General features: G+C 39.7%; 21 protein-coding genes. 10 read left to right on the forward strand and 11 right to left on the reverse strand.

Features of this window, described 5'->3' with window-relative positions; all coding sequences use genetic code 11:
• Nucleotides 1-5: 5 nt before the first annotated feature.
• Nucleotides 6-551: a type IV pilin-like G/H family protein gene (locus H6G14_RS17915; RefSeq protein ID WP_190568693.1), complete on the reverse strand. Its 546-nt coding sequence runs from the start codon at nucleotides 549-551 to the stop codon at nucleotides 6-8.
• Nucleotides 552-912: 361 nt separating this feature from the next.
• On the opposite strand from H6G14_RS17915, the gene mltA reads away from it, so the two are divergent.
• Entirely contained in the window at nucleotides 913-2,109 is a 1,197-nt protein-coding gene (gene mltA, locus H6G14_RS17920) for a murein transglycosylase A (RefSeq protein ID WP_190568694.1), read from the forward strand.
• Nucleotides 2,110-2,200: 91 nt separating this feature from the next.
• Here the strand turns inward: mltA and H6G14_RS17925 are convergent, their stop codons facing one another.
• Nucleotides 2,201-2,641 carry a hypothetical protein gene (locus tag H6G14_RS17925; RefSeq protein ID WP_010994741.1) on the reverse strand — a complete coding sequence of 147 codons (441 nt, stop codon included), beginning with the start codon at nucleotides 2,639-2,641 and terminating at the stop codon, nucleotides 2,201-2,203.
• Between the two features lie 815 nt (nucleotides 2,642-3,456).
• A complete protein-coding gene (locus H6G14_RS17930; RefSeq protein WP_190568695.1) occupies nucleotides 3,457-4,425 on the reverse strand; it encodes a CHAD domain-containing protein in 969 nt (322 codons plus the stop codon).
• A 363-nt stretch (nucleotides 4,426-4,788) separates the two neighbouring features.
• Here H6G14_RS17930 and H6G14_RS17935 point away from each other — a divergent pair, with 363 nt between their 5' ends.
• Entirely contained in the window at nucleotides 4,789-5,856 is a 1,068-nt protein-coding gene (locus H6G14_RS17935; RefSeq protein WP_190568696.1) for a DUF3616 domain-containing protein, read from the forward strand.
• On the opposite strand, the gene H6G14_RS17940 is transcribed toward H6G14_RS17935, so the two are convergent.
• Entirely contained in the window at nucleotides 5,853-6,257 is a 405-nt protein-coding gene (locus tag H6G14_RS17940) for an NIL domain-containing protein (RefSeq protein WP_010994745.1), read from the reverse strand. The two genes, H6G14_RS17935 and H6G14_RS17940, sit on opposite strands and share 4 nt — an antisense overlap.
• Before the next feature lie 131 nt (nucleotides 6,258-6,388).
• Here H6G14_RS17940 and H6G14_RS17945 point away from each other — a divergent pair, with 131 nt between their 5' ends.
• Nucleotides 6,389-6,967 (forward strand): thioredoxin family protein, encoded by a 579-nt coding sequence (locus H6G14_RS17945; RefSeq protein WP_190568697.1) that lies wholly within the window; start codon nucleotides 6,389-6,391, stop codon nucleotides 6,965-6,967.
• Nucleotides 6,968-7,064: 97 nt separating this feature from the next.
• Here H6G14_RS17945 and H6G14_RS17950 read toward each other — a convergent pair whose 3' ends face one another.
• Together H6G14_RS17950 and H6G14_RS17955 are read right to left on the reverse strand one after the other, a co-directional pair.
• Complete coding sequence (locus H6G14_RS17950) at nucleotides 7,065-7,931, reverse strand: cyanophycinase (protein ID WP_190568698.1); 867 nt, start codon at nucleotides 7,929-7,931, stop codon at nucleotides 7,065-7,067.
• Nucleotides 7,932-8,266: 335 nt separating this feature from the next.
• The gene (locus H6G14_RS17955) at nucleotides 8,267-8,470 is read right to left on the reverse strand and encodes a hypothetical protein (RefSeq protein ID WP_190568699.1); all 204 of its coding nucleotides are present in this window, start codon (nucleotides 8,468-8,470) and stop codon (nucleotides 8,267-8,269) included.
• Between the two features lie 502 nt (nucleotides 8,471-8,972).
• Here H6G14_RS17955 and H6G14_RS17960 point away from each other — a divergent pair.
• On the forward strand, nucleotides 8,973-10,883 hold the full coding sequence (locus H6G14_RS17960) for an acetate--CoA ligase family protein (protein ID WP_190568700.1): 1,911 nt from the start codon (nucleotides 8,973-8,975) through the stop codon (nucleotides 10,881-10,883).
• Between the two features lie 183 nt (nucleotides 10,884-11,066).
• On the opposite strand, the gene H6G14_RS17965 is transcribed toward H6G14_RS17960, so the two are convergent.
• Nucleotides 11,067-12,110: a 3-deoxy-7-phosphoheptulonate synthase gene (locus tag H6G14_RS17965; protein WP_190568701.1), complete on the reverse strand. Its 1,044-nt coding sequence runs from the start codon at nucleotides 12,108-12,110 to the stop codon at nucleotides 11,067-11,069.
• A 166-nt stretch (nucleotides 12,111-12,276) separates the two neighbouring features.
• Nucleotides 12,277-12,591 (reverse strand): TIGR03792 family protein, encoded by a 315-nt coding sequence (locus H6G14_RS17970; RefSeq protein WP_190568702.1) that lies wholly within the window; start codon nucleotides 12,589-12,591, stop codon nucleotides 12,277-12,279.
• A 130-nt stretch (nucleotides 12,592-12,721) separates the two neighbouring features.
• On the opposite strand from H6G14_RS17970, the gene H6G14_RS17975 reads away from it, so the two are divergent.
• Complete coding sequence (locus tag H6G14_RS17975) at nucleotides 12,722-13,045, forward strand: phasin family protein (protein ID WP_010994752.1); 324 nt, start codon at nucleotides 12,722-12,724, stop codon at nucleotides 13,043-13,045.
• Between the two features lie 78 nt (nucleotides 13,046-13,123).
• Nucleotides 13,124-13,651 (forward strand): FKBP-type peptidyl-prolyl cis-trans isomerase, encoded by a 528-nt coding sequence (locus H6G14_RS17980; RefSeq protein WP_242053471.1) that lies wholly within the window; start codon nucleotides 13,124-13,126, stop codon nucleotides 13,649-13,651.
• Nucleotides 13,652-13,727: 76 nt separating this feature from the next.
• Here the strand turns inward: H6G14_RS17980 and dnaB are convergent, their stop codons facing one another.
• Together dnaB and rplI are read right to left on the reverse strand one after the other, a co-directional pair.
• Nucleotides 13,728-15,638, reverse strand: coding sequence for a replicative DNA helicase (gene dnaB, locus H6G14_RS17985; RefSeq protein WP_190568703.1), 1,911 nt, complete (start codon nucleotides 15,636-15,638; stop codon nucleotides 13,728-13,730).
• 155 nt (nucleotides 15,639-15,793) lie between these two features.
• On the reverse strand, nucleotides 15,794-16,252 hold the full coding sequence (gene rplI / locus H6G14_RS17990; protein WP_011317215.1) for a 50S ribosomal protein L9: 459 nt from the start codon (nucleotides 16,250-16,252) through the stop codon (nucleotides 15,794-15,796).
• 719 nt (nucleotides 16,253-16,971) lie between these two features.
• Here rplI and H6G14_RS17995 point away from each other — a divergent pair.
• The gene (locus H6G14_RS17995; protein ID WP_190568704.1) at nucleotides 16,972-18,012 is read left to right on the forward strand and encodes a serine/threonine protein kinase; all 1,041 of its coding nucleotides are present in this window, start codon (nucleotides 16,972-16,974) and stop codon (nucleotides 18,010-18,012) included.
• Between the two features lie 31 nt (nucleotides 18,013-18,043).
• Nucleotides 18,044-19,534, forward strand: coding sequence for a serine/threonine-protein kinase (locus tag H6G14_RS18000; protein WP_190568705.1), 1,491 nt, complete (start codon nucleotides 18,044-18,046; stop codon nucleotides 19,532-19,534).
• A gap of 4 nt (nucleotides 19,535-19,538) precedes the next feature.
• On the opposite strand, the gene gloB is transcribed toward H6G14_RS18000, so the two are convergent.
• Nucleotides 19,539-20,315 carry a hydroxyacylglutathione hydrolase gene (gene gloB, locus H6G14_RS18005; protein ID WP_190568706.1) on the reverse strand — a complete coding sequence of 259 codons (777 nt, stop codon included), beginning with the start codon at nucleotides 20,313-20,315 and terminating at the stop codon, nucleotides 19,539-19,541.
• Nucleotides 20,316-20,737: 422 nt separating this feature from the next.
• Between gloB and H6G14_RS18010 the strand changes: the two genes are divergently transcribed.
• Complete coding sequence (locus H6G14_RS18010; protein WP_190568707.1) at nucleotides 20,738-20,968, forward strand: hypothetical protein; 231 nt, start codon at nucleotides 20,738-20,740, stop codon at nucleotides 20,966-20,968.
• Nucleotides 20,969-21,139: 171 nt separating this feature from the next.
• On the forward strand, nucleotides 21,140-22,336 hold the full coding sequence (locus H6G14_RS18015; protein WP_190568708.1) for a glycosyltransferase: 1,197 nt from the start codon (nucleotides 21,140-21,142) through the stop codon (nucleotides 22,334-22,336).
• Nucleotides 22,337-22,359 lie beyond the last annotated feature (23 nt).

Raw genomic sequence — 22,359 nt, forward strand, 5'->3', positions numbered from 1 at the left:
TTTTCTTATCTAGACAAAGAAACGTAGCTGGTAGCACAGGTTGTACTGAAGGTACTGATGGCTGCCACTGTCTGAGAAGGCGCAGCCGATTCACAAGCTATTGCTATTGTCAGTGCCTCAGAGGTAGCACTATTACCAAGTTGTGTACCTACTAATCCGTAATATGACTTTAGTGCAGTTTTGGTAGCTTGTCCTCTAAATTGAGCAACACTGGCAACAGTACCACTAGCATTCGAGGTTGAAATATCATAGCTATAATTTTCGGATGGTGTTCTAATCCCTACTTGCAATTCAGAGAGGTCAGTGGCAAATCTTTGGTATTCCAAGTAAAAGGCTTGTTGAGAACGGTTAGCTGTACCTACGTAGTTTCTCGCTTCTGACTGTTTAGCTTTGTTGACCTGACCAAGTAGCGAAGGTAACGCGATCGCCGCAAGTACACCGATGATAATTACTACAACTAGCAATTCAATTAAGGTAAAACCTTCTTCTTCTCTGTTCTTACGGTTGCTGAGGTGGCTGAGGAATTTAGCTTGCAATTCTGGCTTGAGCATGGGTTTCTCCTGAAGTTTGGGGTTAGTAGAATGCGATCGCTCCGTTCTACAACAAACTTACCCAGTTGTGATTTGTGATCTATCACCCTAGTAAAAAAACTTTCTTACAGAATTACTATTTACGTATATTCACTAACAAGTCTAAGATAGCGAATAGAGAAATAGGGCGTGTCCCCTGATTTATACTTAATGCTTTAATTTAAGGCTGCTCTAAATCTGTAACGACGAATGACATAACACAGGCGGAAATACTCTTGTGTTGATTCAACGTCATGTACCTGACGATCGCTACAGTATATTACTAGCGGAAACTTAAGCCGTGGGTTAATGTCCTAAAGTCTGAATATATAGAGATACGAACATGAGAAAAACGCTGGCTTTGTTTTCCCTGAGTTTAGGAATTACCCTTTTTAACCCACTGCAAGTTGCTGTGAGTCAGGTATCACCTACAGCACCACCTTTAAAACTTGTTGATGTTGGTACTAACTGCACTCCTCATCATGCTTGCTTGGGTTGGGATGAGCAACTTTTTTCAGGACATAGGGGTTTAAAAAGCGATCGCCAAGGTCTATTAAACTCAATAGATAACAGTTTGCGTTATTTAGAAACCCCAAAAGCAATTACAGCTTACGATAACTACCCAATTAAAGAAATTACCCGCGACAGAGTGCGTCGGAGTTTGCGGCGTTTTCGTCAGTTGGTAGCTACCGCTAAATCACCAGCACAATTACAAGCGGCGGTGCGGCGGGAGTTCGCTTTTTACAAATCAGTTGGTGATGATGGACAGGGTACGGTCAAGTTTACCGCCTACTACGCACCAATTTATCAAGCCAGTCGTGTACGCACTGCCCAATATAAATACCCAATTTATCGAGTACCACCGGATTTTGAGCAATGGACTAAACCCCACCCCAAACGAGTTGAATTAGAAGGGGTGGATGGTTTGTTGGGAGAAAAAAGCCAGCTACGGGGTTTAGAGATGTTTTGGTTACGCGATCGCTTTCAAGCATACATGATCCATATCCAAGGTTCTGCTAAACTCAACCTAACTGATGGGACTCAAACTAGTGTTGGTTTTGTGCGGGGAACGGATTACCCTTGGACAAGTATCGGGCGGCTGCTGTTTCAAGATGGCAAACTCACTAAAGAAGAATTAAATATGCCGGGGATTATTCGGTATTTCCGCAAAAGTCCCCAGTCTATGAGTAATTATTTACCACGTTGGGAACGCTTTATTTTCTTTAAGGAAACTAAAGGTGAACCAGCTACAGGCAGTATCAGCGTACCTCTCGTACCAGAACGTTCTATTGCCACTGATAAATCTCTCATGCCACCAGGAGCATTGGCTGTAATTAATGCGACATTTCCTTATCCGGGACAGCGTAATCAATTAATTCAGCGCAGAGTCAGCCGTTTTGTCCTTGATCAAGATACAGGTAGCGCCATTAAAGGCCCTGGCAGAGTGGATTATTTCCTTGGTTATGGTGACTTAGCAGGCGATCGCGCTGGTATTACCGTTACTACTGGCTCTATATATTACCTACTATTGAAAGAGTAACAAATTAGAGAGTGGGGAGTGCTGTTAGCGGGGCGTTCAGCCCCTGCTCCCCTTACTCCCCTTACTCCCCCTGCTCCCTGCTCCCTACCTCTTACCTCGCCTGTTGCCGCATATATCTACCATCTAACCCCTGCTTAATCCAACTGAGGCATTCATACTCAGATTTGAATAATTTGGGTGCAGCAATATTATTCAATAAATCTGGTGGGTAATGGTCATAAAAGTATCGATCATTCTCATGAAAGACAATAATCAAATTGTTGCGGTAGATATAGCGAGATTGAAAGCTATCTTTTTGACTCACAAAATCGGCGTTTTGGTCAATATGCTCTTTAGCTATCTCAATGATATTACTAATGCTATTGCCATATATTTTTGCTGGATTTTCTGCTTTATGCAGCTTACTTTTTTGCCCAATTTCTGACAAAAGTTTATAGGAATAGATTTCATACCTATCTGCTTTGCCAAAAACAAATGGAATGATGAGATATCCTTGATATGAAACTGAATTTTCATAAAGAAGACGACTCATCTGAACCTCCTTTGGTATAACTGCTTAGACAACAAGCACTCAACAAATTCGCATTAGCAATTAACGCATTTTTACTAGTTAATGCTCGGCTTTAAAAACACTTTACTGGTGATTTTGTAAAGAGGGGTATGACCCCCTATTTAAGCCAATAATCTTTGATCAAGTCTCATCAGATAAGGATCACAGAAACTATTATTACTCTTTTTGAAATCGCTCAAAACGGAGTCTGTGACAAAAGTCAAAAAATCATGAGTTTTATCAAGAAATTTTGTAAGTATTTAGCTGTATTTTCTAAATGATAAATGCTAGAAATGGGTGAATAGTGAACCATCATCAATTTGGCTCACGAAAATCTGGATTATTAATAAATGTTTCATCAGATCAATTTTTCAGGAAAATTCACAGATTGTTTTTTTCATCTTCTGTGAATTTCCATCTGTTAATGAATTTATGTTGCCAAGGATTTTTGCGGTGTAGTTAAGAGTCAAAGAAGCAGGAAGAAGGGTGTGGAACAACGGATGGATTACTTTGCTCTAAACATACCCATGAGTTTCCCCTAGGTTTTTAATCAGGGGAGTAATACCAATTCGCAATAGCCTGCGGCAAGGCTAACGCCAACGCAATTCGCAGCTCGCAATTCAGAAAGTCAGATACCATCTGGGTTTCAAGCTTTGCATCTGTTGTCTAATTTTGGAGAATTGGTATAAGTCAGTACTTTGTCTTCGCCCTAGTGTCAAGAGCGAGAGGATAGAGAGACTAGGAGAACAAAGGGAAAATCAACTATGGACTAATAACCATTGACTCATCACCAGTTTTTAAACAGGGTGGAGTATTGTTAAATGAAAGTTATGTCTATTCTCGGCTTTTAAGTACAGCTCTTGTAAAGGTTGCCACTGTTGCCACCACTGGTAGCGATTTTCGGCTAGTAGATTAGCAAGTGTTGGTAATTGATTGTGGATATCTGACTTGAATACATCTACCAGCCAGTCACCCATCACTACACTGTCTTGAATGTTACCTAAAATATCTTGGATACTTTTGACCTTTGTAATGTAGGCGGCATAAGAATCATCATATAACTCAGTAAATAATTCCATTTGGTAGCGCAGGCGTTTGGCTTGTTTTCTTAAGCTATGAATTGTTTCGCCTTTTGCGGACAGTTGTTGTTCTATCTTTTCGGCTTGCCAATCAGTAATAATTTTAACTTCACAATCTATAATATCGGTTCCTACTAACAATCCAGGATGTAGCAAGAAACTGCTGACTTCAGGTAACAATAAATCTGGTAATACTTGCTTTATTGGTAGAGAAGCTAAGGGTTGATAACTAGGTTTTTCTAACCATTCCTCTAATGTATGTTTTAAGGACTTATAAGAATCATCTTTCAATGTTTCCTGGGTTTTATCAAGTACACTTACTCGTTGTTTAGCTAAAGCGTCAAAAGCTTTTTGCAGAGTTTTTTGCTCTTTTTCTGGTAAATGTGGTTGGTAAAGGGTTTCTAAGGTTTGTTTTAATACGTCTAAGTCTCTGAGATTACCAAGCCGACGGGCAATTTTACCAATATTTTTATCACTGGCGGGCTTTGATAAATTTAATGCTATGTCAAATCTACTAATAGCTGTACGTAAGCGTCTCATTCCTACTCGCATTTGGTGTAATGCTTCTGGGTCTTCATCTTTCTTAACAGCTTTTTCCCACTTCAAGGTTTTCTTAAAGTGTTTTTGAATAGCTTCGTAAGCGTAGTTTCCTAGAGTTTTTACTGTTGGTTCTGTAGCTAACGTCATTGCTGATAGTAATTCTTTACTTATTTAAACAGATTATTGAATGATAGCAAATGATAGGATTTGTGAAAAATTTATATCTAACCTTTGATATGTCTTTTTAAGAAAGTTATTTCTTTGTGAGTATTATTGTGCTGCTTTATGGATGTAAAGGTATAGATATTAAAGATTCAGAGCTAAGAAAGAGGGGTTTTTACATAGTTTGTGTATAAAATCCATGAATTGCTGGATAGATAAAATTACACTGCATATTAACTGGACTCAAAGAAAAATAGGGAAAATCTTGGGGACTGGTTTCTTGCTGCGTATGGAATCAGTCCAGAAAACAACTTATTAACTTATCCTTAACCTGGGAGGCTGGGCTACATGGTAAACTTCCATCTGCTTCAACAAGTCAACTTGACATTTAATAATACTTTTCAGCAACACAGGGAAGATATCTCGGCTGTATTACTGACTCAAGAAAAGCATTTATGGCTTGGGTCGGATGAAACTGCCACAATTGAGCGTTTATATTTGGTTGATGGAGATAAATTTAGTGATCACAAACAATTTCGAGTGGCTGAATTTATTGATTTACCAGCACCAGAAGATGAAGAAATTGATATTGAAGGATTAGCTTATGCTGATAATTACCTGTGGTTCACAGGTTCTCATAGCTACAAGCGTAAAAATATTAAATCAGACAATACAGATGAAAAAAATATTTCTCGGTTAGCCAAAGTTACATCGGAAGATAATCGCTACATATTAGGACGAATTCCGCTTGTAAATGGTCAATTATTACAATCTTGCCCTGATCCACAAGATGCAAATAAGCAGTTAGTGGCTGCGAAGTTAGAGTTAATCAAGCAAGGAAATGTTTTGATGTCAGCTTTGGCTGATGATCCGCATTTAGGTTTCTTTGTCAAAGCTGCAATACCTGGTAAAGATAATGGCTTTGATATTGAAGGTTTAGCTGTGTACGAAAACAAAATTTTCTTGGGTTTACGTGGGCCTGTGTTGCGAGGTTGGGCGATTATTTTGGAAATTGCACTACAAGATTCCCAGCCAGGTTTGATGAGACTATGGGAGTCTGAAAAAGGTGGAAAGACTTACAAAAAACATTTTGTTTGGTTAAATGGCTTAGGAATTCGTGACTTATGTCTGGCTGGAAAAGACTTGTTAATTTTAGCTGGGCCAACTATGGATTTAGATGGGCCTGTACAAATTTATCGACTAGAAAATGGTGTAAATTTACAAGAAAATATTCTCAATAGACCAGAATTAGTCCAAAAAATTCCCTATAGCGATCGCAATGATCATGCTGAAGGTATAACATTATTTGAGGATGTATCCGGTGTACCTTCCATATTGGTAGTGTATGACTCTCCAGCCAAGACTAGGCTAGTGGGTGATGCTAGCGTTATCGCTGATGTGTTTCCACTAGGTTAAAGATTCGTAGATATTGCTTGTACTGGACAAGTAGGAATACACTGCTCACAGACAATGCAGCGCGATCGCGTGAATGTTAGTTTATATGTTTCTGGGTGCAAGGTTAGGGCTTCAGTAGGACAAACCCCAGTACATAAACCACAGTGGACACATACATCTTCATCAACAACAATTTCCCCTAAAGTTAGAGAAACATTAATATGGCGCGATCGCATCCATTCAATAGCTGCATCTAACTGATCAATATCTCCCGATAGTTCCACTACCAGTTTGCCAATTTGATTAGGCGCAACCTGAGCGCGGATGATATTAGCAGCCACATTGAACTCTTTGGCCAGCACATAAGTCACAGGCATTTGTATAGCACGTTTGGGAAAAGTGAGGGTAACTCGTTTTTTCACAGATTTAGCAGAGTCTTTATTTCTCTGTTCTAGCGTAAAGTATTAGTCAACAGTCATCAGTCATCAATCAACAGTCAACAGTCAGTTACACTAAAAATAAGATTACTTAATAAGATTTAATAAATTGTGTTATGAGTACTGATTCACCTATTAAGCCGGAAACTACTGCGGGAGAGCGGTTGCGAAACTTTTTAGTTGCAATTGTGGCGATCGCTCTTACTGTTGCCTTAGTCTTAGGGCTACGGACGGAAACGGCTGCTGTATCTCTGGATAAATTATATGCAGCTTCTACTCCTCTAGAAGTAGCTATCAGCAACGGTAAGCCTTCTATGGTGGAATTTTACGCTAACTGGTGTACTGTCTGTCAAAAAATGGCTCCAGATATTGCCGAATTTGAACAACAGTATGCTGGCAAGGTGAATTTTGTCATGCTTAATGTAGATAATACCAAGTGGTTGCCAGAAATGCTGAAATATCGGGTAGATGGTATTCCTCACTTTGTATTTTTAAACAAAGAAGGGGAAAGTCTAGCCCAGGCGATCGGCGATCAACCCCATACCATTATGGCAAGTAATTTAGAAGCCTTGGTGACTGGTTCCCCTTTACCTCATGCTCAAACTAGTGGACAAGTTTCTCAGGTCTCCGCACCAGTTGCACCTATCGGTAGTCAAGACGATCCTCGCAGTCATGGTAGTCAAGTGGTGAATTAGGTAATGGGAATAGGGGAAAGAGATGCTTTGATCTGGAATTGATGCTTCTCTAACCCCTATTTAATCTGTCTTAATGAGCGTATCTGATAATGGCTAGTTAAACAGCCGCAGAAATAGTTGCAGAACCAACTGGTACAGCAGCATCCACCGCAGCACCATTAGTTAAAATAGGCTTGCGAGTTTTCAGATCAAATTTGTAGCCATGTGGCAAAATGTGCAGTTTTGCGCCACAAATTGCTAAAGCTTCATCTCTGAGGATTTCATCCATATTGTTGTATGTAGAATCTGACTCGTCCACAATTGTGACCGAACCTTGGCCAATGATTTCAATTTGGCTGTCAGTCACGACCATAGCAGTATTCTCATCAATCCCAAACCCTAGTACGGCTGGTTCTCTAATCAATGCTGTAATTAAGCGTCCCAAGCGTCCGCGTTCAGAAAAATGCTGGTCAATGACTACCCCAGGGAGAAAACCCAAACCTGGCCCCATTTCCACAATCTCTAAACGGGGATTGGTTTCTGAGTCACCTTCCACAATCATTTTATCTGGCATGACTGCCGCACCAGCACTTGTACCACCAACAACGATACCTTCAGAGAAGCGTTTGTGAATTGCTGCATCAATTTCGGTATCTTTGATGATGCTGGTAATGCGAGCTTGATCTCCCCCAGTGAAGAATATACCAGTTGCTTTGGCGATCGCTTCTAGTGCAGTTGATGAAGACGCATCTTCACGGGTTTCTGTATCAATTATGCGAACATTTTCCGCACCCAAACGTTCAAACACTCTAATATAATTCTCTCCCACATCTCTGGGTAGTTCTGTCGCTGCCGTCATAATTACAATGTAGGCTTTTGTACCACCAGAACGCCGCACAAATTCCCGCAATATTTGCGAGTCACCATCTTTATCTTCTGCACCACCAATAATTACCAACTGCCGTTTGTCTTCACTTGCAGTCATAATATCTCCTACCATAGATTTATTTATGTAATATCAATAAAGCATGACATTCGTATGTATAAAATCGCCCATAAGACTGATTAAAGTACTTTAAAAAATAACTTAATTATCTCTTAGGAAGTATTACCCAAATTATCGTTATTAACGAATAATATATTCCCTGATATGCAATTAAATCTAAATGTGCAACATCCCCAAATTATTGTATAACTTAGGGATGTTATATATCTCACCAGCAGTTTAGTAATGCGATGTTACTAAGGTGTTTTATTTGGTTGAAATTCTGTTAACAAAGATTTAAAAATTATGCAAAGTGCTGAGTTAATTAAAGACTTTTAGTGAATAAGATTCCTGTAGAGTAAGTTTGTGAGAAACAACCTTGCCTGTTCTAATGGCAAATGTCTAGGTTTACCTTGATAGACAATTTGATACTCTTCCATATCTGGCCCGTCCCCGTGTCCAGAAATGAGTTTTAGGTGAAAAGCTTCCTCTGCAAGTTGTCTAACTTCGTCCCTTAGATCAGCTTGTGTGCTATTCATATCTTGATTATCTCGCGTAACCATCCCTTCTTTTTTACCAACTTTTTGAGGATATTACACCCTTCAAAGGTTAGATTTTTTATGCTTAATCAGCCAATATTCAATAATATATTACCCATTAATCATTACCCAACTATATTAGTTATAAATCACATCTACGAGTCCAATTTGATGATTAGAAATATCTAAGTATCTATAGGGTAGACAATGTCCACCGTATGATAGTTGTGGTGAGTATTGCCTAATCTACCAATATTTATGAGTGTATTTTAGAAATCAAACGCTGGTTCTATAGAACGGCTATATACTGGGTTAGGTATTAATTTAATTATGTCTTGGGATAGGTGCAGAAACCTATAATTAAAGTTAGATTCAGCCAGAGCAACTGTAGATTTAAAACTTGCAAAATTATTATGTAAGAAGATCATCTAAAATTATTAAGACTCATTGCTGGAAATTAAACGTTACATTTATTGGGTGTTTAGCCAGAGGTTTAGCATCAATGGTTCAGGAAACAAGCACCGATTTAGTCCGAATTAATGCCAGAAAGACAGATGTATTTGATCTCTTCAACTGTCGGTATTATGTTGGTTCAAATCCTTATCTAGATACAGGGGCATTAGTGTTTGACTTTGCTGTGGTGGAAGATAGAAAGCCTTTACCTATCCAAGATTATGTTACTAGAGTAAGCGATCGCTATCCCCATCTACGAGAGCAAAACTACGAATCTTACGCCCATTTATTTGCCCAAACTGTATCAGAAGTGGGCAAACTAGACATGAATTTACACTTCCATCGCTGGAGTGTAAAATCGTATGGTGAATATACAAAAATAGCTGTTCAAGCACTGCACGAACGTACAATCAGATCAGTAGTTTATCTAGTGTGGGACTGGTTTGAAGCCATTAACCAAGATGACGACTTTTTCTGGGATGACCAGCTTGTCACCTTGCAAAATCGGTTTCGTCAATCTGTATACGGAGGCCCCACAGTTTACGCCTTATTGCGAACAGCCTACGAAAAAGGTATTCCTACCTTTTATCTGTGGGACGAAGGATTAATGCAATACGGCTGGGGAAAAAAACATATCCGGGGTGTAGCCACCACCTTTAATTGTGACAGCCATATTGATTCTGACTTCACCACTCGTAAAGATGACTGCAAAGCTTTTCTCCACACCTTAGGTTTTCCAGTACCACAAGGTGAAATCGTCTATTCGCAAAAAGAAGCGCGACAAGTAGCCAAAAAAATCGGCTATCCAGTAGCAGTCAAGCCAGTGGTAGGTCACAAAGGAATTGGTGTCACCGCAGATGTCAAAGAGGTAGACGAACTTGAAGTTGCTTATGATAGAGCATTAGAAGCGATTCCTGAAAACGAACCCGCACGGATAATTGTTGAAAAAAGTATCAAAGGCAAAGATTTCCGCTTGCTGTGTGTTAACGGTCGATTTGTCGCCGCCACAGAACGTCATCCTGCATCGGTAGTGGGTGATGGTGACTCAACAATTGGGGAATTAATTCAGAAAGAAAACCGCAAAGCAGCGCGTTTAGACACTCCAACTTCACCGATGAGTAAGATTATCGTTGATGACGCAATGGAACATTACCTAGAAGAACAGCGCTTGTCATTAAAAACAGTACTGGACAAAGGTGAAACTGTTCACTTACGAAAAGTTGCTAATCTTTCAGCCGGAGGGATGAGTATCAATGCTACTCATACTATCCATGATGACAACATTATCTTGGCGCAAGATATTGCTCAATATTTCCGTTTGACTTGTCTGGGAATTGATGTCATAACTGAAGACCTTTCTGAGTCTTGGAAAGCTGGTAACTTTGCCATCATCGAAATCAACGCCGCACCAGGTGTAATGATGCACCTTAACCCAGCTGTAGGTGAAAGTGTTGACGTACCTTCTCACATTTTAGAAACATTTTTTCAGTCTGGTTTAGATGCCAGAATCCCAATTATTACCTTTAATAAAATCTCCGTGGAGGAATTGCAAACTACAATTGACCACATTTTGTTACAACATCCAGAATGGACAATAGGCGCTGTTTGTCGTGATGCCGTTTTTGTCAACCGATCGCAAAAGGTACTGCGCGACGATTACAATAGCAACATTCAAAGTTTGCTACGTCATCCCAAACTCGATTTATTAATTGCCGAATATCCAGAAGATACCCTAGAAGAAGACGGAATGTTTTATCAAGGGAGTAACTTGGTAGTTTTGGATAATCCCAGCGAAACAGAAATGATGTTGGCGCGGGATGTGTTCGATGGTTCTACCATCGTCATTAAAAAAGAAAAAGATGTTTCCATTCGCCGCAAAGGCCTAATAGAAGACTACTCATTAGGTGAAGATGAACCATTCACACGAGTTTATCTCAAAGAAATTGGCACCGTCCTATAAAAACATCGTGGAGACGTTATAGTGCAACATCTCCACAAAATTACATCAGGGAACAACAAAAAATAAATTATCCGCAATTCATGATTTAGTAGGGTGCGTCAGTGCCATAGAACCTAACTATGCTCAGAAATTATTCCTATTGACGCACACTACATTTTGGATATTTTTTTATCTGGAAGCTCCTCAATTAAGTTTTTCGTAAGCAGCCAAGATAATTTTTTCCGTTTGCTCCCAACCAATACAGGGGTCAGTTACAGAAACCCCATATTTCAACTCTTCCCGTTTGCAGTTAATGGGTTGATTACCTTCATATAAATTTGATTCCAGCATCATCCCCACAATCGATGTATTACCATCAACAATTTGCTGCACAACGTTTTCTAAAACATCAGATTGTAACCTGTAATTTTTATTAGTATTACCATGACTACAATCAATGACAATTCTCGGAGGTAATTTAGCCTGCTTTAATTTTTCTTCTACTTGTTTAACACTTTCAGAATCAAAATTAGGTTGATTTCCTCCACGCAAAATAACATGACCGTAGGCATTACCCTTCGTTTCAAATACACTTACCTGTCCCTCAGGATTAATGCCCAAAAAATTATGAGCCATTCTGGCAGAATGTAAAGCATTTAAAGCTACTTGAATATTACCATCAGTGCCATTTTTAAAACCCACAGGCATAGATAGACCGCTAGCCATTTCTCTGTGAGTTTGGGATTCTGTTGTGCGTGCGCCGATCGCCGCCCATGTGATCAATTCACCAATATATTGCGGTACGATAGGGTCTAGAGCCTCTGTAGCGGTGGGTAACCCTAACTCTGTTAGCTTGATCAGTAAATCTCTGGCCAGTAATAAACCATTTTCCACATGAAAGGAATCATCCATTTCTGGATCATTAATTAATCCTTTCCAGCCTACAGTTGTGCGAGGCTTTTCAAAATAAACCCGCATAATTAACAGTAGTTTATCCTGGACACGTTCAGCTAATTTTTTCAATTTATGGGCATATTCCAATGCTGCATTGGGGTCGTGAATAGAACAAGGCCCAACTACTATAAATTTGCGCCTATCTTGAAAATCTAATATTTTTTCTATTTCGCATCTAAACTGTAAAACTATTTCTGCCGCAGTTTCTGTTAACGGTAATTTTTCTTTTACTTCGTTTGGAGTTAAGAGAACGTGATAATTTTCAATATTTGCGTTAGTTAATTTATTGTGCATGGAGGGTTGCTCTAAATTGTCTGGGTAGGATTTTAGGCAGATTGGGTATACATATTGTAGATGAAATGTACGACACAAATTCATCATTTATGGTAGTAAAGTCAAAAATACTAGACATTACATTATGTCTGCTTAGTTGCTGATTTCTGACGCTGTGGGGCTATTGCTAGTTATGGAGAAATTTCCGTACTTGATACTCCCCAGATTCCACTAACTCATAAATATCCCCCACAGCTTGCCTAAACCGTTGCTCAATAGTCTCTAAATCTGCTGCTGGTATGGTTTTCCAGTGTTCTCTAGTTTCCCAATGAATGATAAAAATTACTTCTGTCGATTCTAGGGGATTTATCCAAACTTCCTTACCTAAAAACCCCGGATACTCTGCCAATGCTGCTGTCCAAATCTCTGCATCCTTTTGGATATAACTCTCTCGCAGGCTAGCTTCAACTTTAAACCTCAGAAATTCTATAACCACACCCATTCATCCCTTGTGTTTGCCAATCTGCCAAAATAGAACTGTAGGCTAGAATAACTACGCTTCCAGCATAGCTTGATTGCATACACTCAGGAGCAAGGGTCGGCTGGTTTGAAATAAGGAATAGGGAAAGAGTATGGACAGCAACAACTGGTTGCAACAAATAATGATGCTTGGTATTGGTACAACTTCTTTGGTGGCAGAAAAACTCAAGGAGGTTAGTGATGAATTGGTCAAGGACGGTAAGCTCAATCCAGAGCAAGCCAAAGCTGTCATGGATGACATTGTACAGCAGTTAAAGACCGAGCAGGGAACATGGGATGCCCAAATGCAAAGACAAATGCGAAATATGATGCAGGATTTAGGGGTAGCGCGTCAGTCGGAAGTGGATGAATTACGAGGGAGAATTGACCGTTTAGAACGTCAAGTACGTGATTTAGAAAATAAGCTTTGGCGTTAGGATAAGCTACTGATTTAAACTAATTGTGTCCTGTTGGTAATTTTCATTGCCAAACTACCTCAGTGGGGAGGGCTAATTTTGAAAGCAATTTTACTCAGCATAGGTTTGATGCTGGTCTGTGTTGTGGTTTTGGTGTTGGCACAAGTAGGGAATAAACAGGACTCTGCTATTGCTGCTAATCTACCTCAAACTCCACTAGCCACCATTAGCGTTACTGAAAACAATACTCCAATCAAGAGCAATATTATGTCTGATGCCTCTAAGCCGACTGTCACTACCGATTCTGGCCTCAAATATGTGGAAATAAAAGAGGGGACTGGTGTGACTCCCAAAAGTGGACAAACCGTTGTAGTTCACTACACTGGTACTCTAGAAGATGGTACCAAGTTTGATAGTTCACGCGATCGCAATCGTCCCTTCAGCTTTACCATCGGCGTTGGACAAGTAATTAAAGGTTGGGATGAAGGACTTAGCACCATGAAAGTAGGTGGTCGTCGTCAATTAATCATCCCTTCAGAATTGGGTTATGGCGCTCGTGGTGCTGGTGGGGTGATTCCACCTTACTCAACCCTACTATTTGATGTGGAATTGCTAGAGGTGAAGTAGGGGAATAGTCTATAGTCAATAGTCCATAGTCAATAGTAAAAACTAATGACTGTTGACTGTTGACTGTCTTCATCATTTAATAGCCTGATCTGGCTAAGTTTTTAAATTTGGTAAACTGTGGATCAAATAAGAGTTTTACTGTGCCTGTGGGGCCGTTGCGATGTTTCGCTATAATTACTTCCGCCAGACCGCGATCGGGTGTATCACTGTTATAGTAATCATCACGGTATAACATAATAACTAAATCCGCATCTTGTTCAATGGAGTTATGAACAACGATGTTATTAGCAATAAAATTATGTAGCCCAGGAACTGTCAAATCAAATACTTCTTCCTCGCCACTATATTCAATTGAAACTATTTCGTCCCAATAAACATCACTCTTGGAAAGAGTAAGTAATTCACTAGATTGAACAACTTCAGCAACTTTCAACGCTCTTTCTCGACTCAAATTTGCTTTGTAAAGTGCCAAGCCACAATAAGATGTACCAATATTTGAATGCAATTCTCTTGTTGTTAATTGCACAGATTTCATTGATAAACATAGATGTTGTCTAACACTTAACTCATCTAATCTATGCCAGCCATGAATTGTCAGGAATTTGTGATTAGCTGTAGCACGAATTTTGCACCCCTTACGAGTTGTTAAGGTAAATACAGGCTTTACACCTGTAGAAAAGGCATGGCTAACTATTGCTTTTTCTAATTTTAGTGTTGCTTGATTTAAAGCCCAAATAGCAAAACCAGACTTACCTACTAATTCCTTAATTGGTATTTGTAAACCGTCCGGAGCTAAAGTTACTAAACTATCACCAGTCAGACAACCTGATTCTCTTAAGTCAGACAACATAGGGCGCTTGTTGGTACGCGCTTCTACGCCACGACTTAGCTGAGATAGAGCTATTACAGGTACAGATAATTCTCTAGCTAAACCTTTGAGAGAACGGGTAATTTTCGATAACTCTTGGACGCGATTATCACCACCCCCTTCCATTAATTGCAGGTAATCTATCACTATCAAACCTAGTTCTACACCCTGTTCGGCTTGTAGTCTTCTAGCTTGAGAGCGCATTTGGGTGACAGTAATATTCGGCGTGTCATCGATAAAAATGGGCATCTCAGACAGCATACTAATCGCCCGGCTTAATGGTTCCCATTGTGTTTGGCTGAGGCGACCACTCCGCAGATAGCCGCTTTCGATTTGGGCTTCACTAGCAAGTAGGCGTTGTACCAGTTGCTCTTTTGACATTTCTAAACTGAAAACGGCAACAGGTAGCTTCATGGAAGCAGCGATATTATGAGCTAGGTTCAAACAAAATGCTGTTTTTCCCATTGACGGTCTCCCAGCGACGATAATTAAATCAGAACGCTGAAAGCCACTGGTCATAGCATCTAAATCATAAAAGCCGCAGGGAATACCAGGTAAAGCAATACCTTGATTGCGCTCCTCAATTTCTTGGAAGTTGTTAATTAGGGTGTCTGCGATGTGAACTAAACCTGATTGGGGTCGTTCTTGAGTAACGCCAAAAACTTTCTGTTCTGCTTGGTCTAGTACTATAGGTAATTCTTTTTCTGTCTCGTAACCGAGATGGACAATTTCATTGCCAGCTTTAATTAATTGCCGTCGCAGGTATTTTTCCATCACTAACCCTGCTAAGGCATCGATATTTACAGCTGAAACTGTGCGGTCTACCAAGGTGGCTAATTTGTTCCTGCCACCAATGCGGGTCAGTAAGTCATTATCAGTGAGCCAACTTGTGACTGACAGCAAATCTGTGGGTTTACCTTGGGCGTGGAGGCGCAATGCGGCTTGATAGATATCCCTGTGGGCGCTAATATAGAAAGCTTCGGTAATCAGAACTTCGCTTACTCGACCAATCGCTTCTGGATCTAGTAGAATGCCCCCTAAAATTGCTTCCTCTGCCTCGATGTTTTGGGGTGGAAGGCGGTTACTACCGTCGCCTTGAAAACTCAATTCTTCAGCCATAAGGGTGGGGAGTGGGGAGTCTCAGTGTGTAGGTTTTTTACACTTTGAGCAGAAAAACCAGGCTTGGGGTGTAGGGGTGTAGGGGTGTAGGGGTGTAGTAAGTTTAAGTCTCCTCTGCTCCCCTGCTCCCCTGCTCCTCTGCTCCCCTGCTTCCTTTAGCTTGCTACAACTTCAATATCAATTTGTGCTGTAACGTCAGAGAATAGCTTGATTTCAGCTTTGTAAGTACCCAGTTTGCCAATGTCGGGAATGGTAATGCCACGGCGGTCTACTTCTTGACTTGTAGCTGCTTGGATAGCATCTGCAACATCTTGGCTGGTAACTGTACCAAAAATCGCTTCGTTTTCACCAACTTGCTTGGCAATTTTCAAGCTGCCAACTTTTTCTAAAGCTTCTTTCTGCTCTAATGCTTGTTGTCTGAGTTCTAATTGACGTTGCCGTTCTTGTTCGCGGCGGCGTTCTACTTGCTTGAGAATACCAGGGGTGGCATGAGTTGCCAAACTCTGAGGAATCAAATAATTCCGAGCATAACCAGGAGCTACGTCTACTAAGTCGCCGGATCTGCCTAGCTTGCTGACATCCTTAGTTAAAACTAATTGTACGCGTTTCACCATGTTTTCTATTTTTCCTGTAAAATCTCATTAACTTGGGTTGCAGCAGGAGCGCTCACGTTAGTGTAGCCTTATTCCCAGCATTTCTATACCCTAAAGCTTACAGATCCTAGCGAACTGCCGGGGGCGATCGCAACTCTTTACTATAAATTTTTTAGCGGGACTGAGGATAAGAGGTAATGGGCATTGGAAATAGGCAGAGGGGAGCAACGGAAACTCAACATACAAACATAGATAATGACACTAGCAGATCAACCTCTTATTCTCACAAGTGAAAATAAGGGCGAATGTAGGGGATGTGCTGGGAGAGGGAGGAAAAGAATTATATTTTCTTGACTTCTCACCCTTGCCACCTTACGTGTGAAAAATTCAGGACGAAAAACTTGTCTAGTCGCACACCAAAGACAAACAACTGTCGATAATAGCTATAAAAGGCTTCAAGTAGATTGCCAAGTGTAGACTGAAAATCTCTAGAGCGAACATTTTGATTGGTGCTAATGGAGCAGATAAGTCAAACTTTAATATAGGACTCATACTTGATTTTGGAAATACGCGTAGGGTGGGCAATGCCCACCAAAACCATGAGCCGGTGGGCATTGCCCACCCCACAGATACTGAGAATTTTTCATAAATCAAGTCGGATTCCTATAGCTTCAGCTTCTATTAATAACTATTTTTATAATATGTACGATTTTTTCAATACTCTCTAAAATGACTAATCTATGATTTGGCAATCTGGACATAAGTTATATCGTGATAAATACGAAATTAAACAGGAACTGGGACGTGGACAATTTGCTATTACTTATCTTGCACAGGATAGGAATGGAAAAAAAGTAGTAATTAAAACATTAAATCCCTCTATACTTAATCAATTAAGAAACGAGGAACGCGATCACTTAAAATCAGGTTTTGCTGATGAATCTCGTAAACTGACTATATGCAAACACCCTCATATTGTCGAAGTATTTGAAACTTTCCATGAAGGTGAATTACTGTGTATGGTGATGGAGTACATTCAAGGAACCAATTTAGCTAGTTTAGTAAATCGAGTTCTACCAGAAAAAGAAGCCCTAAATTACATCCAACAAATTGGGCAAGCTTTAATAGAAGTACACAAACAGAGATTTTTGCATCGAGATATCAAACCAGAAAATATTATGATTAGGGCGGGTAAACATGAAACCGTTTTAATTGACTTTGATCTAGCTAGAGAATTTGATAACCCTTTAACAAGTCGTGGCCGGCAAAATCATGGATTTACACCAATAGAGCTTTATTCCAACTCTGCGGTAAAAAAGGCAGAGCGTGGGCCTTATACTGATGTTTATTCTCTTGCCGCTACTTTATATGTGTTATTAACAGGGCAACAGCCTGTCTGTGCTATTGATCGTAAAGATAAAAATGAGCGATTAATTCCACCTCAGGAATTGAATCATCAAATCAGTAAGCGTGTCAATGATGCAATTATTCATGCAATGGAGCTAGAAACAGACCAACGCCCTCAAACTGTAGCAGCATGGCTAAGGGAGTTAGGACTTAAAACCTCTTGGTCACCTTTTTCAAGACTACTTATTATACAACCCCTTTGGATATGGATATTAGAAATTATGGGTGTCTTAGCTTTATTCGCTGCTTTAATATCAGGATTTAAGGACGGTTTTGATTTGTGGAAAGATATTTTTCCTAACAACCCCAATCAACGCAATACTCCACTGTCTCCAACTCAACCGTATAAGCCGTATAATAATCAAAAAATATAAACAAACTAACATTAGTTATTAGAAAAATTATATGTTTTGGCAAGAAGGAGATTTAATATATAAGGGTCAATATAGAATAGAAAAATACTTGGGTGGTGGTGGTTTTGCCGTAACCTATCAGGCGTTCCACACCCAGTTGAAACGCCGAGTTGTAATTAAAACTCCTAATATTAGCATCCAACGCGACCCAGAGTATCCAAAGTATGTAGAACGCTTTAAAAAAGAAGCACAGATGTTAGCAATGTGCTGTGCAGATTTCCATCCTTACATTGTGCAAATCTTTAATTTTTTTCAAGATGATGGGTGCTGCTACTTAGAAATGCAGTATATACCTGGTGAGACTTTATGGCATTATGTACAACGTGAAGGTGTTTTACAGGAAACTGAAGCTGTAAAATACATATACCAAATCGGTTCAGCTTTGGTATATGTACATAAAAAAGGTGTATTTCACCTTGATGTAACTCCCCCTAATATTATGCTTAATTTTGATGAGGGGGTTCCTCAAGTTGCCAAAGCCGTATTGATAGATTTTGGTATTGCTGGCGATATGTCTCCACCTAGTACCCTATCTAGAACTTTTGGTAACAAAACATTTGCACCTTATGAATTAATTCGCAAAGGAACTCGTCACCCAACAGTCGATGTTTACTGTTTAGCTGGATCTTTATACTATGCAATCACAGGCAAATGTCCTACCAAAGCCTTTGACCGTAGTGATGGTGAAGAATTGGTACCGCCAAAATTAATTGTCCCGACTCTCAACGATGCACTCAACGAAGCAATTCTTCAAGGTATGGCATTCAAGCCAGAAGATAGGCCTCAAACCATGCAGGATTGGTTGAATTTATTATCTATTCAAGAATCTTTTTCCGCACTAGAGGAAGATTTTGCCCACCATGATCATGAAGAATTAGTTCCTCCAGAAGTTATTGTTCCGACCCTGAACAATAAACTCAATGAGGTAATTTTACAAGAGATAGCACCAGAGCCACAAGACAAACCTCAAAGTACACAGGCTCATTTGAATTCATCTGTGATTCAAGCGCCTTCCTCTAGTATGGAAATAGATATAAAAACAGATTATCTCCAACTTGAGAATGCGCTCAAAGCTCGAAAATGGCTAGAAGCAGATCAAAAAACTATCAAGGTTTTACTCAAAATAGCTGGGAGACAAAGGGAACGATGGCTAGATATTGAATCTATCCGCAAGTGTTCCACTACAGAGTTATCGACTATAGATAAAATGTGGATGACTCATAGTAATAAACGGTTTGGTTTTAGTGTACAGAAATGGATCTGGAGAAGTATAGGTGGTAACCGTGAAGCTGATTTTGAAACTTGGTTTAAGTTTTGTGATAAAGTCGGCTGGCGTGTAGATGATAAGTATGTTGAATATCATAAACTCAAGCAAGGATATGATGCACCTAAAGGGCATTTTCCTTGTTATGTATATACTTGGTGTTTAGGGCAGGGTGCAGACTGGGGACGTAGTGCTTCTGAATTGTTCGACAAACTTTAATTAATCAAATAAACTTATCTTTCAATCCGCGAATGCGGGCAAAAGTTTGCACAGGGTCATTACTATTAACTGCTGACTGTAATGAGGGTTGTTCCCAACGGAGGAAGGGATTGGTGAGCTTTTCTACTCCCAATAAGGAAGGGACTGTGGCTATTCCTTGACTGCGCTTTGTCTTAACTTCGTCAAAGCGTTTTTGTAATTCGGTGTTCTCACTATCTACACTGAGTGCAAATTGTAAATTTTTTAAGGTGTATTCGTGAGCGCACCAGACACGGGTATTTTCTGGTAAGGAACGCAGCTTAGTTAAAGATTCCACCATTTGCGCCGGTGTACCTTCAAATAAACGGCCGCAACCACCGGCAAACAGAGTATCGCCACAGAATAATTCTCCTGGTGTATCGGCTGTTTGGGGAGGAAAGTAGTAAGCGATGTGAGCGCGGGTATGTCCGGGTACAAAGATAACTTTAGCTACTCTATCAGCAAATGGGACGCGATCGCCTGGTTCTAAAAACACCTGTTGTCCAGGGATTCTGCCTTTATCCTTAGCGCCGCCATAAACTTTCACTTGAGGAAAGTTTTGGATTAATTGCTGGTTGCCACCTACATGATCATTGTGGTGGTGTGTGTTAAAAATTGCCACTAATTCTGCGTTTAGCTGTGCAAGTTGCTTAAGTACTGGCTCGGCTTCTGCTGGGTCAACAACGGCTGCAATATTTTTTTGGCTGTCGTGTAATAAGAAGATGTAATTGTCTGAAAGTGCGGCCAAGCGAATCACCTGCATAATCTTGATCTCCGTAGCCAGTCAATATTTTTAGTCTACTAGCGATCGCTAACTCTGGTTATTTGGTCATTAACTTCAGCTTGAGAAAAGCCATATAAAATACTAGGATTTTATTTTTGCCGTTTCACTCTTGATAAACCATGATATTATACAACCGTAATTATACTGGATGTGTACTCGAAAATCATAAGTATACCCATTATTTATCAGTGATAATTCTCAGGGAGGAAGTATAACTGTAAAGTTAGATTAAATGTGTTCTTTTTTTATCCTAAAATGCCGAAAATCTATAAATATACAGATATTAACTTCTATCTTTAATTATAAGTTTTGATGAAGTTGCAATATTTTCTACGTATCTACTTTTTAGCCAGAGGATTAGAGTCTCGTTTCCAGATAAGTTCACCAATATAGGAGCATATATGACTACTGACTACAGATACACTTACACCAGTGTTTATAGTCAAACAGAAACTTCAGTTAAGCAAATCGTAGATCGAATCTTACGTTCCGGTAAAATGAGTCCCCAAGACCATGCTTTACTAACATCTGCCGTTTTTAATCATCATGATATTGATGAACAAGAACGCCGCCAAATTAATCGGATTTTTGACCATATTCAGACAGGGCAATTAAAGCTAATTAACTGGTAGTATAAAAATTTATTAGTAGTATCTTCATAAGGGTGGGCAATGTTTCCCTATATGATTATCTTGATGGCTATTGCCTACCCTAGATATATTTCAAACATAAAGTATAAATCCCAGATCAAGATTTATCATTAGTACCAGGACTTAGTTAAATTATCACAACAAAATTGCATCGTGAATCTACAGGCTAACAAATCCAAGCTAAAAGTTTCCATAGTTGTCAGCGACTTATCCAGTGCTGGAGCAGGAAGATGGGGAGGTGGTTCTGTACGTTCCTTTCTTTTAGCTCAAGCGCTGCAAAAGCTAAACTATCAAGTCGAAATTTTAGGATTTGTCTTTGGTGAAGCAGCAGTATTTCCCCAATCAGAAATTCAGATTAATCAATTCATAGGTCATAATTATCCAAAATTTTTAGTTTCAGCCAATCAACTCTTAAAAAAAATTGATGGTGATATTATTTATGCGATGCGGCCTAAACCTACAACATTAGGTCTATCTTTATGGAAAAAAATCAGTACTCGTCAGCCAGTAATTTTAGATATAGATGATTGGGAACTAGGTTGGCATGGTGGAGAAAATTGGCAATATCGCCCTTCATTAAAACAACTTTATCGAGATATTTTCAAGCCGGATGGAGCATTACGCAATCCTGATCATCCTTTGTATTTAAAATTTGTGGAAGGAATTGCGCCAAAAGCTAATGTAGTTACTATTCATACTAAATTTTTACAAGAACGCTTCGGTGGTGTATATATACCTAATGGTAAAGATACTGATTTATTTAATCCTATTCACTACGATGCAGAAGAAAGCCGAGTTTGTTATGGGTTATCGGACTACAGAATTTTAATGTTTCCTGGCGCACCCAGACCATATAAAGGTGTGGAAGATGTCTTAATGGCATTAGACATTCTCAATGAGCCTGATTTGAGACTAGTGATTGTTGGTGGTAGCCCTTATGATGACTATGATGCTCAACTTAGGGAAAAATGGGGACGTTGGATTATCCAGTTACCAAAATCTCCACCAACAGAAATGCCGAAAATTGTGGCTGCTGCTCACATTATTGTTGTTCCCCAAAGGAATACACCAGCAGCTTTAGCACAGTTTCCCTTAAAATTAACCGATGGGATGGCGATGGCCAAGCCAATTTTAGCGACAAAAGTAGGGGATATTCCCGAAATCGTTGGGGAAACAGCTTATTTAGTTGAACCGGCTTGTCCTGAAGAAATAGCAACGCAAATTAAGTTGATATTTGCAGATTTGGATGGAGCCAGCGATCGCGGTCGCCAAGCTAGAATAAGATGTATAGAAAAGTACAGTATATCTGCTATGGCAACTACTCTACAGTCGGTTATTGCTAACTTGTAAGTATAAATAGATAAAGGGGGATA

Origin of the sequence: Nostoc parmelioides FACHB-3921 (genome assembly GCF_014696625.1) — a bacterium.
Taxonomy (GTDB): Bacteria; Cyanobacteriota; Cyanobacteriia; order Cyanobacteriales; family Nostocaceae; genus Trichormus; species Trichormus parmelioides.